This window comes from Staphylococcus sp. EG-SA-2 (assembly GCF_017152085.1).
Window position 1 is genome coordinate 1 of sequence record NZ_JACYHC010001348.1, and the last position, 9,101, is coordinate 9,101.

At 32.0% G+C, this 9,101-nt stretch carries 16 protein-coding genes and 2 pseudogenes; 1 reads left to right on the forward strand and 17 read right to left on the reverse strand.

The window, feature by feature from the left end:
* The 15 genes and pseudogenes from IDG60_RS21365 to IDG60_RS21440 all read right to left on the reverse strand — a co-directional run.
* Positions 1-99 (reverse strand): DUF1514 family protein (locus tag IDG60_RS21365; protein ID WP_206161179.1); only part of this gene is annotated, 99 nt, incomplete at its 3' end.
* A complete protein-coding gene (locus IDG60_RS21370; protein WP_206161178.1) occupies positions 99-749 on the reverse strand; it encodes a hypothetical protein in 651 nt (216 codons plus the stop codon). The genes IDG60_RS21365 and IDG60_RS21370, both read right to left, overlap by 1 nt.
* A gap of 158 nt (positions 750-907) precedes the next feature.
* Complete coding sequence (rinB, locus tag IDG60_RS21375) at positions 908-1,057, reverse strand: transcriptional activator RinB (protein ID WP_000595265.1); 150 nt, start codon at positions 1,055-1,057, stop codon at positions 908-910.
* 43 nt (positions 1,058-1,100) lie between these two features.
* A pseudogene (locus IDG60_RS21385) lies at positions 1,101-1,385 on the reverse strand (SA1788 family PVL leukocidin-associated protein); the annotation flags it as partial.
* Between the two features lie 12 nt (positions 1,386-1,397).
* Entirely contained in the window at positions 1,398-1,802 is a 405-nt protein-coding gene (locus IDG60_RS21390; protein ID WP_000401978.1) for a RusA family crossover junction endodeoxyribonuclease, read from the reverse strand.
* An 8-nt stretch (positions 1,803-1,810) separates the two neighbouring features.
* On the reverse strand, positions 1,811-2,029 hold the full coding sequence (locus IDG60_RS21395) for a hypothetical protein (protein WP_000338527.1): 219 nt from the start codon (positions 2,027-2,029) through the stop codon (positions 1,811-1,813).
* 6 nt (positions 2,030-2,035) lie between these two features.
* Positions 2,036-2,929: a DnaD domain-containing protein gene (locus IDG60_RS21400; RefSeq protein ID WP_000148328.1), complete on the reverse strand. Its 894-nt coding sequence runs from the start codon at positions 2,927-2,929 to the stop codon at positions 2,036-2,038.
* A gap of 29 nt (positions 2,930-2,958) precedes the next feature.
* Positions 2,959-3,429, reverse strand: a complete 471-nt coding sequence (ssb, locus tag IDG60_RS21405; protein WP_000934765.1) for a single-stranded DNA-binding protein — start codon at positions 3,427-3,429, stop codon at positions 2,959-2,961.
* Positions 3,430-4,047 carry an MBL fold metallo-hydrolase gene (locus IDG60_RS21410; RefSeq protein ID WP_072353921.1) on the reverse strand — a complete coding sequence of 206 codons (618 nt, stop codon included), beginning with the start codon at positions 4,045-4,047 and terminating at the stop codon, positions 3,430-3,432. It abuts the gene before it with no gap.
* An 80-nt stretch (positions 4,048-4,127) separates the two neighbouring features.
* Positions 4,128-5,048, reverse strand: a complete 921-nt coding sequence (locus tag IDG60_RS21415) for a recombinase RecT (RefSeq protein WP_000138475.1) — start codon at positions 5,046-5,048, stop codon at positions 4,128-4,130.
* Position 5,049: 1 nt separating this feature from the next.
* Positions 5,050-7,005: a coiled-coil domain-containing protein gene (locus IDG60_RS21420; protein WP_047211354.1), complete on the reverse strand. Its 1,956-nt coding sequence runs from the start codon at positions 7,003-7,005 to the stop codon at positions 5,050-5,052.
* Complete coding sequence (locus IDG60_RS21425) at positions 7,002-7,265, reverse strand: hypothetical protein (RefSeq protein ID WP_001205732.1); 264 nt, start codon at positions 7,263-7,265, stop codon at positions 7,002-7,004. The genes IDG60_RS21420 and IDG60_RS21425 overlap by 4 nt, the downstream gene beginning before the upstream one ends.
* A gap of 8 nt (positions 7,266-7,273) precedes the next feature.
* Positions 7,274-7,534, reverse strand: a complete 261-nt coding sequence (locus IDG60_RS21430; RefSeq protein WP_000291488.1) for a DUF1108 family protein — start codon at positions 7,532-7,534, stop codon at positions 7,274-7,276.
* Positions 7,535-7,626: 92 nt separating this feature from the next.
* Positions 7,627-7,788: a DUF1270 domain-containing protein gene (locus tag IDG60_RS21435; RefSeq protein ID WP_000066020.1), complete on the reverse strand. Its 162-nt coding sequence runs from the start codon at positions 7,786-7,788 to the stop codon at positions 7,627-7,629.
* On the reverse strand, positions 7,785-8,105 hold the full coding sequence (locus IDG60_RS21440; protein WP_001120197.1) for a DUF771 domain-containing protein: 321 nt from the start codon (positions 8,103-8,105) through the stop codon (positions 7,785-7,787). The genes IDG60_RS21435 and IDG60_RS21440 overlap by 4 nt, the downstream gene beginning before the upstream one ends.
* A 58-nt stretch (positions 8,106-8,163) precedes the next feature.
* Here IDG60_RS21440 and IDG60_RS21445 point away from each other — a divergent pair, with 58 nt between their 5' ends.
* Positions 8,164-8,796 carry a hypothetical protein gene (locus IDG60_RS21445; RefSeq protein WP_000275058.1) on the forward strand — a complete coding sequence of 211 codons (633 nt, stop codon included), beginning with the start codon at positions 8,164-8,166 and terminating at the stop codon, positions 8,794-8,796.
* 14 nt (positions 8,797-8,810) lie between these two features.
* On the opposite strand, the gene IDG60_RS21450 is transcribed toward IDG60_RS21445, so the two are convergent.
* Positions 8,811-8,951, reverse strand: a complete 141-nt coding sequence (locus IDG60_RS21450; protein ID WP_000939496.1) for a hypothetical protein — start codon at positions 8,949-8,951, stop codon at positions 8,811-8,813.
* A 30-nt stretch (positions 8,952-8,981) separates the two neighbouring features.
* Positions 8,982-9,101 (reverse strand): annotated as a pseudogene (locus IDG60_RS23540) (hypothetical protein); the annotation flags it as partial.

Below are 9,101 nucleotides of genomic sequence, written 5' to 3' on the forward strand. Positions count from 1 at the left end.
TATATATCTGAGCGCTTGTATCTCCCTTGCACGATCACTATTAATACTGATACAAACTAATAGCAATATAGCAAATACAATAGTCATAGTAATCCACATCATTTAAATCTCCTCTTGTTTAAATTAATAATAATTCTTTCTTTTATCGAAGTTCTGTTTATTTTAAACTTTTGACTAAACTGTTCTTCAAATTTATCAAGATAAAGATTATAATCGTTTATTTTTCGTCGGTACTCTGAAGTGATAAAACTATCAATATGATTATAAGCTCTATTTTCATTCATTTTATTAATTATATTTTTTAAATAAGATATATCTTTTTGATATTCATTTATAATAGCAATTGTTTCCATAACAAAAGAAGGATTAAAAAAAATCTGATTTGTACTAAATTCATTGTTGAAACTCATCTTAAAATCTTCCATTGCCTTAACTCTATTTGATAAATTAATCATTTGTCTAAATCCAATAACATTTTCATACGCTTTTTTACTTTGCTTATCTAAATTATTAAAGACTTCAATATCAAAAAAATCTAAAAATTCATGCTGTTCTGTTGGAATAATATAAGCTCCAATCATCTTTTTAGCCTTTTTAAAACAATCTAAATATATCGGATATATTTGTTCTAAATTGATTTTTTTACGTTGTAAGTTAGAATCTGTAAAATACCTAAAAATCTCTTTAACTGAATAAAGCACAACACCTCCTGCTAAAGTATATAAGCTTCCTATTATTTGCTCGTTCATTTTTATCTACCTCTTTATAATATTTTCTGAAAAGGAATCTATAATTTTATACATACCAAAAATTCCTAATGCATTTATTATCACTCCATCATCAATAATATATATGGATATTAAGAAAGCAAACAGCAAAACGATCAAATCATAAATAAATATTCTCATTATTCACTCACCTCCGCTCGAAAGACGTAATCACTCGGCGCCTCTACATCATCATTAGCCGTCATCATAATATATACTTGCTCAGTTACATACTTACCTAACTCGTACATTGCTAGTAGGAATAATAATCTTAGTATTTGCTTAATCATTTCCCACACTCCCTTATATTTTCAAACAACTGACCCACTTTAATAACTGCACCTCTTTTAACTTGCGCCTCGTACCTCTCTTTCGCTTTCTTTCCAATTTGCGTTCGAGTCTAGCTTGTTCCAGTCTTTCTATTGTTTTCTTTTCTCTGTACTCGCTTAAACGCGTACCTTCTGGTGCGTCCATTGCTTCATGTAGTTCCCAACCGTCTTTTACTCTCTTAGAAACCATTCCAGCGGTTATACCGTGACTTTCTATTAATTCCATTTCAAATTTACTGAACCTATAAGGTTTATCATTTATTGTTACAATCCTTGCTTTTCTCGCCATTTTATCCACCTCTTATATTTCTTCTATTCGTATGATTATTTTGGGCTCAATTCCATAACGCTTTGAGCTAGTTATTTCTGTAATTTGGTTATCGTCTTTCCATACATGGCCATTACAAGCATCTAATACCGTTTTAATTAAGTTGTCGATATCCGGCTTAGTCACTTTTAATTGTCCAATCGCTTGAGCTTTCTTTTTCTTCGACCATGATTCAGGTGGAGTAAAGTAAAACGCTAATTCGATTTTTAATGCATTTTCTAGATTTAGCCTTGGCATTTGACTTTGTAAATATTTTTTATGTTTTGTATAGTTTGTAGGCATGTATGTGTGTACGTATCTGCCTTTTGTGCTAAAACGCGGTCGAGGCGACCCCATCGGCGCATTAAACACTTCGTTAAATTTAATTTCTATCTCCATGCAATCCCTCATATATATTCAAATAAGTTTGTTTGGTGTCCTAACTCCATTTGTTCATTATCAATAAGTGTATTTAATTCATAATCGTCTAAATACCAACGACGACCATTAAATTTTGTTTCTTTTATTCCAACAACTAAATGCCGACCATCTTTAAAATGTGGTGTAACTGAAAACATTTTGTTGCCGTCATGATCAAATAGATAGTATTTATCAAATGCATCCATTTTCAATCACTCCCATTTGCTATTTAGACGCTTAATAAAAGCTTCTCTGTCTTTCTCAAGGTTTTCATCTACTTCCGCCGTTTTCGTTTCTCTCGTGCCGTCTGTGAGCCATTTAGGCGTTTTTTCTTTTGATTGTTTAACATGAGGTTTGTATGTTTGCTTTTTGCTTTCAATTTGTTGCTTTTCAAATGCACGTACTTGTTCGATAGATTTCAAGTTTGCATTAAGCCATGTATTCAAAATGCTTTTAGCATATCCCCAAGTAACTTTGTTTCTGTCTTTAGCGATTTTAAGTGATGCCGTAACTATTTCATCTGAATCATTTTCAAATGAATCAAGATAATAATTTAAATCGTCTAAATTGTATGGAGTTATGAAACCGAATCCGTTATCTTGGAAGAAGTCGAAGGCAGCTGCCTTCTTCTTCTCATTATTCACATTCTTTTCATTATTATCTTTATTATCATTATTGTTTGTGTTGGTTTGATGTTGTTTTGATGTTGGATTGATGTTTGACTGATGTTGTTTTGATGTTGGTTTGATGTCGTTTTGATGTTGGTTCCTTCCCTGCTCACTTTGATAAAAGTCATAATTGACAATGGTTATAAGGGTATATTTTGATGTTGTTTTGACTTCTAACATTCCATCACTCTCGAGTAAGTCAAGGAAGGTTTTCACTTTAAATCGTGACCAGTTAAAAAGGTCAGACAAGGTCAAAATCGATGTTAATCTTTGTCCTCTTTCTACGGTTACAATTTGGTTTCCAATAGGCACTTTTGCCTTTGAATGATTCGCTTCCATGAGTAAATATATCCATGCTTCAAACTTTGAAAATGTTCTCTTTTCTTTAAATAGCCAATGATTTTGAATTGAGCGATCAATACTTATCCAACCAGTCATATACACACCTCACTTTCAAACCGGTTAAATTAGAATGGTAAATCATTGTCATCTATTTCAATCGGACAATTTGCATTCGCAAACGGATTATCTTTTACTGGTTTGTTATTTGAATATTGCGATTGTCCACGTGTTTGTTGCGCTTGTTGTTGGTATAAATCTTGTTGATTATCATCTGTGTTCTTCGGTTCTAAAAATTGAATACTATCGGCAACAACTTCCGTAACGTATACACGTTGACCTTCCTTATTTTCATAGTTCCGCGTTTGTAACCTACCATCTACGCCCGCCAACGATCCTTTAGATAGGTATTTATTAACGTTCTCTGCTTGTTTTTTAAATACGATGATATTAATAAAGTCTGCCTCGCGCTCTCCTTGTGCATTCGTAAATGTGCGGTTTACTGCTAATGTGAATGATGCTACATTTACACCACTTTGAGTGGTTCTTAATTCTGGGTCTCTAGTTAAACGACCAACTAATATTGTTCTGTTTAGCATTTATAAACCTCCAACATAAACGGGCACGCCCGTCACTTTTTGTATTTCTCTTTTAATGTATTTTGCATTTGAATTTTGGCTACTTAAATGAATTAAATGTATTTCTTCGAGTCTAGTTAAATCATTTGCTTTCAACATTCCTATAGCATGTTCTAAGCTAAAATGAGACTCCATAATTCTATTTGCTAATGCGCTGTGTACACTGCCGTTTTTTATGTTTTCTTGCATTTGTTCATAGATATAATTAACTTCTAACATCATGTGTGTAATGCCGTTAAATTTGTATTTCAGATACTTCGTATCAGTAACATACAGGATCTTATAACCTAGTGTGCTTTGTAATAAGAAAGCCACAGGCTCGTTAGCATCATGTTCGATGTCAAACGGTAGAATTGACCATGTACCTATTCGCAGCTCTTGCTTTGCCTTAATCGTGCATAAGCGATGACTTTCAAAATTCATAGCTTGTTGTGTTCCAGCAGTCATATAGCTGATTACACCATTGTCGACAAACTGCTTTGTATACTTTGCATGATCACCATGTTCGTGTGTGATAAGACACCCTGCTATATGTCTTGTTTTATATTTGAAATGCTTTTGAACACGTTCAAATTTTATACCTGCCTCAAGTAGTAACGTAGTACGTCCATCATTTAAGACGTAGCAGTTACCACTTGAACCAGTTGCTATTGTTTCAATTAAAATGGCTCTTCTTCGCTTTCTTTTTCTGTTGCAGGTTCTTTTATTTCTTCAAAGTCAGATACATCAATAGGCTTATCATTTTCTAATTCTGTGTATTGTGCTTCTTCAAGAACTGGTTGTTCAAAGTCCAATTGTTCTTGATTTGCATTTTCTTCAACTTCTGCGTCCAACACTTCTTTGCGTTGACGTTGTTCGGATTCTTGTGCGTATTTGAAAAGATTGCTATCTGTTGATGTGTTGATATAACGTTTAGCAGCTCTATTGATAACTGTTTTTTTAGCCATTTCTTCTTTGAAATTATTATGTGTTTTAGAATTTTGTAATGCTTTTTCATCTTTAATCATTGATGACTGCATCCATGCTTGTTTAATTTGTTCAATAGTCATGACTTCAATATAGTTATCTCGTCCATCATTAAATACGATTGTGCAGTACGCACCGATAATGTTTTCTTTGTCGATGTTAAAGAAGTCTTGTTCGTGCTTAATCGCTTTGATACGTCCTGTTTCTCCCATTTCTTGCTTGAATGTATCGCCTTTATAAATCACTTGAGCAACAACATCTTGAGCACCTGCATCACGTTTTAACATCATTACATTACCGTGATAGCTACGTTGTAACTGCATTTTGTTGCCGTAAGGAATAAAGTAGCATTGATTTTTAGCTGGATTTAAACCTTGCGTTACCATGTCTAATAAGGCATTTGCTTTGCTTGTATCGTTACAACTCATTAATTTGTTATCTTGGCTGATTTGTAACCATGCTTGTTTCATGGCATTACTTGGTGAATAATCATTTGGCAATTCCAAATTGCCTTGTGACTCTAAAACTCTCACTTTGTTTAATACGTTGTCAGATACGTTCTTTTCTTGTACTAATTGTTGTTCAATAGTTTGTAATTTATTATTTTCAGTCATTTTATATAGTCTCCATTCTTAATTTTTTATCTTGTTCATTTACTATCAATTGAATTTGTTGTGATTCTGTTTTTATAAGCTCTGTTACTGATTCAGCATTATCAATAAATATTGGCGCTGTAACTTTAAAATGTTTTGACAGTGTATTGATGATATCTAAGCCAACATTAATTCTTGAGGCGTTATTTAAACCGCTGTCGTATTCGACGCCGTTAACCGTTGTTGAACATGTTTCTTCTAATTCGCCGTTAACTAAGGTATTGAATAGCTTAAATTCAGCAATATCAAATTCGTTATTGATATTTTCAGTAAGCATTTTGACTTTTGTTGTTGTAAATTCTTTTAAGATATAAAGGTTATGTGAATACTTTTCTTTTTCATCCAATAATCTGTCTTCTTCATTTCTTAATTCAGAAATAACATCATCTAGATGTTTATTTGATTTTTCGATTGATCTTGACACTTCAATTTCTGATTTTTCTTGAGTAAGTTCGCTTATTTTGTCATCTATTCCTGAAACTTTATCTTGAATAGTTTTCCTGATGTTTGAGCGTTTTTGATTAATTTCATTTATCTCTAACATTACTGCTTTGTATTCGTCAGTTTGTGTAACGTCAACGTGAGTCGTTTTTAACTTATTAATTTTGTTTTGTATTCTTGCTGAACGCTCTTCTGCTTCGTTGATTTTAATTTGAAGATTATTATTGTCATCCTCTAACTTCTCGATGATTGGCTTTATTTTCTTGCCTTCTGAAATAATGTGATTGATAGATGTTTGTATTGTTTCTAATTCTTTCGATTTGCTAGCATTGAATTTCTGCAATGCTTTTTCTCTTGCCTCATTCACTTGTTCAGCTGGTAACTGTTGACCACAACAACTACATACATTGTCATCAAGATATTCAAATTTTTGATTTTTAGCTTTTTCTAAATCACTTTTTAATCCTTTATGATTTTCTAATAATTGATTACGTCTATTTTCTTCATGTGCGATTTGTTGTTTGTTTTGCTTTAATCTTGTTTTAAGGTTCGCAACCGTTCCATTTTCAACGTGTAACTCATTTGTTAAAGTATGGATTTTGTTCTCATTACTTGCGCTGTTATTGTCTTCAATGCGCTTCAATTCTGATTGTTTATCAGCTAATTGATTACGCAAATTAATTTCTTCTGCACCGTTTTGAATATCTATACGCTCATTTTCAAGTTGCTCAATTTCTTGTTTGATAATTGCGTATCTATCATTATCGAATTCAGGTACATCCTGCTTATTTTGTTGTGTTTGGTTAATACGTATCGGAATATCTTTGATATCTTTGTTAATCTGTTTTATCTTGTCCGTAAGAATCTTTTTCTTTGTTTCAATTTCATGATCTCCAAGAATATTATTTAATTCTTTAAAATCATCATTTGTTTTAATGACATCCTCATCATTGATTGGTTTAGCAATTTCAAACAACAAACTTCTTCGCTTCTTCCAATCTAGTAAGTTAAATGCTTGAGGGTTCGTAATTAACTTGAATACATCTTCATCAATCAGTTCATCAATACGAGCTTTATAATCCTTTACTTTTATTGATTCATCATTGATATATTGTTTCTTCGTTCGACTTCGTGAGTATTCCTTGCGATTCGTTTTTTGATTTATTGTGTATTTAGGATGTGACTCTTTTTTGAAAGTCGTTATTTTTCCGTCGATTTCAAATTCTGCGAAAACAGTCGGAATTAACTCATAATTTTCTTCGTTTTTTTCGTTTAAAGGTACAGGGTTAAATGATTTGGTTGATCCGTCCAAACCTTTATCGAAAAGCAGCCATTGTAATGCGGTTGCAGTCGTAGTCTTACCAGTCGCATTATTGCCGTATATTTTTGTGTCTTTACCGTCAAAGTTAAAGCTTTCTTCTTTGATTCCAGCAAAGTTTGATATTGTTAGCTTATTTATTTTTATATCCATCATCATGCTCCTTTTTTAATCTTTCGGTGACCTCTTAACACCTCGATAATTAAATTTTTTATTCGTTCGTGGCTGTCCGGATTGATTTCATGTATCTGTACAAGCTTATTGTTCGTTTTGTAACTGTCGTGATAGTGCAAGAAATTAATCGATAAGTATCCGTGATGATTACGTTCAATTTCCAATAATGCTCGTTGGTTTGACAAAGTATATTCGTCGAATAACGTTTTAAAAATATTCAATATATTTCTTTCTGTATCTCTCATGCTTATACCTACCATCTCATGACTAAGTTAATTAGCCTGTCTCTTTCGTCTGTGTTCTCTTCAATCCATTCATAAATAGATTGATTTAATATGTCTAATGCTGTGTATAGATCATTCTCATCTGTTATATTTATACCGTCGATAAATCTATCTTCTAAATCTAAGACATTCACTAGAATGCTGTAATCTTGTTTCTTAACTGCTAATTTAAAATCGAATCCGTCTACATTAATTACTTTTTGACATACATCGCCAATTTTGTAGTACATTGTTGACACTTCCTTTATTTCGTTTTATATTGAATATGCATTAATTTTCTAATTGTTTAGACTGTTACTCATTGCCGTGAGTAACAGTTTTTTTATTCTTCATAAAAGTATTCCTTATAAAATATGAATGTTGCGATACTTGCGAATCCCGCAATCGACCATGCAGTAGTGAAGTATAGAAACGGCATAAGTACAATTGCTAAGACTGTAAAGCACAGTACTGCTACTAGGTAGCTTTTATAAATGTTGCTCATTTTATTCTCTCCTTATATATTTCATTGAAATGCTCATCGACGAATTTATTCATCTTTCTTGCGTTAAATCTCCAGCGATTAAAATTCTCATCAGGGTAATGCACAATTCCTTGCGCTCTTAGTTCTTTTTCAAATCTAGGATGAAATAGTAATCTGTCCTTGATAGTCTCATCAGATGCAATTTTTAATTTCTTCTTTAAGTCACTCATGTTCCATACAGGGTCTAATGAATAACCAATTAGCTCATCATATTCATCTTTTGTGATAAGTACATGTGTTTCAGGTATTGGAACTGTTACGTTTAAAATATGTGGCATTTCTATCTTTCCTTTCGTGTATAATGTTGTTATCTCCTAGTGAAAGGAGGTGATATTGGTGTATATTGATCCTTTAAAAAATGTTCGTTTTTCTATTAATAACGTAATTAGTAATGTTGAAATTTCTAAAAGTATGGCAATTAAACAATCTTTAAAACCTAAGTACCAATTAGATATAATTAATAGAAACAACATAAATTTATTTTCTGACTTCAAAGTAGACTTTCATCTAAACAACTTAATTGAAATGAATTTTAATTTGCGTAATTCTTTTTCATCTCTAACATTTCAAAGAAATTTATTTTCTGAAGAAACGATAAAATCTTTTAAGGAACTCTATAGGTTTGATGATGAGATTGTACTTCAAGCACAACAGACCATTAGAGATTTTTATATCAATCCAACTGCTATCTCTACTTTGGCTGAAGCCATCAATTCGACCTATCCAATAAATGAGCAAAGTACCTACAAGAGACACGATGAATTTGTCAAACGTATCGAAAATGATTTTCCACATCCTTTCAAAAAGTTAATAAGATGGTCTAATGGCATTGCAGCAGGTGCTGACATTCAAATCTTTGTAACAAACTATATAAACGAGAACGATTTACATATTCAAAATTCATTGATAGTTGCTATAGTTTGTTTATTAAGTTTTTTATCGACCTATTGTTCACATTCTAAAAAGTAATAATAAGGCCTAATTTAGTTAACCTTCTTTAACAACTCTGCAACTGCTCGCAACAATTCAGGGTTGTTACTTCTTTCTAAACAGTAACTAGCATGCTTTAGTAATTTGAGTTTTAATTTATTTTTTTCTTTCGCGATTCTAAATTTTTGTAACATTTGTTATGCCTCCTTTGCATTTCCAAAAATTTAATCTAACTTAAATTCTTTTCCATCTATTAATCCATAAAAGTTATTTTTTAAATGCGGATGTCTTTCAAGCGTCATTTCAATAAAACGCTGGTCTATCATTAAGTCGTAGCCATCGTT

Bases quoted from the DNA above. Each gene is read 5' to 3' on its own strand.
- IDG60_RS21430 (WP_000291488.1), bottom strand. From the start codon at position 7,534: ATGTACTACAAAATTGGCGATGTATGTCAAAAAGTAATTAATGTAGAC.
- IDG60_RS21370 (WP_206161178.1), bottom strand. From the start codon at position 749: ATGAACGAGCAAATAATAGGAAGCTTATATACTTTAGCAGGAGGTGTT.
- IDG60_RS21435 (WP_000066020.1), bottom strand. From the start codon at position 7,788: ATGAGCAACATTTATAAAAGCTACCTAGTAGCAGTACTGTGCTTTACA.
- IDG60_RS21440 (WP_001120197.1), bottom strand. From the start codon at position 8,105: ATGCCACATATTTTAAACGTAACAGTTCCAATACCTGAAACACATGTA.
- IDG60_RS21390 (WP_000401978.1), bottom strand. From the start codon at position 1,802: ATGGAGATAGAAATTAAATTTAACGAAGTGTTTAATGCGCCGATGGGG.
- IDG60_RS21420 (WP_047211354.1), bottom strand. From the start codon at position 7,005: ATGATGATGGATATAAAAATAAATAAGCTAACAATATCAAACTTTGCT.
- IDG60_RS21415 (WP_000138475.1), bottom strand. From the start codon at position 5,048: ATGACTGAAAATAATAAATTACAAACTATTGAACAACAATTAGTACAA.
- rinB (WP_000595265.1), bottom strand. From the start codon at position 1,057: ATGATTAAGCAAATACTAAGATTATTATTCCTACTAGCAATGTACGAG.
- IDG60_RS21450 (WP_000939496.1), bottom strand. From the start codon at position 8,951: ATGTTACAAAAATTTAGAATCGCGAAAGAAAAAAATAAATTAAAACTC.
- IDG60_RS21425 (WP_001205732.1), bottom strand. From the start codon at position 7,265: ATGAGAGATACAGAAAGAAATATATTGAATATTTTTAAAACGTTATTC.
- IDG60_RS21400 (WP_000148328.1), bottom strand. From the start codon at position 2,929: ATGACTGGTTGGATAAGTATTGATCGCTCAATTCAAAATCATTGGCTA.
- IDG60_RS21395 (WP_000338527.1), bottom strand. From the start codon at position 2,029: ATGGATGCATTTGATAAATACTATCTATTTGATCATGACGGCAACAAA.
- ssb (WP_000934765.1), bottom strand. From the start codon at position 3,429: ATGCTAAACAGAACAATATTAGTTGGTCGTTTAACTAGAGACCCAGAA.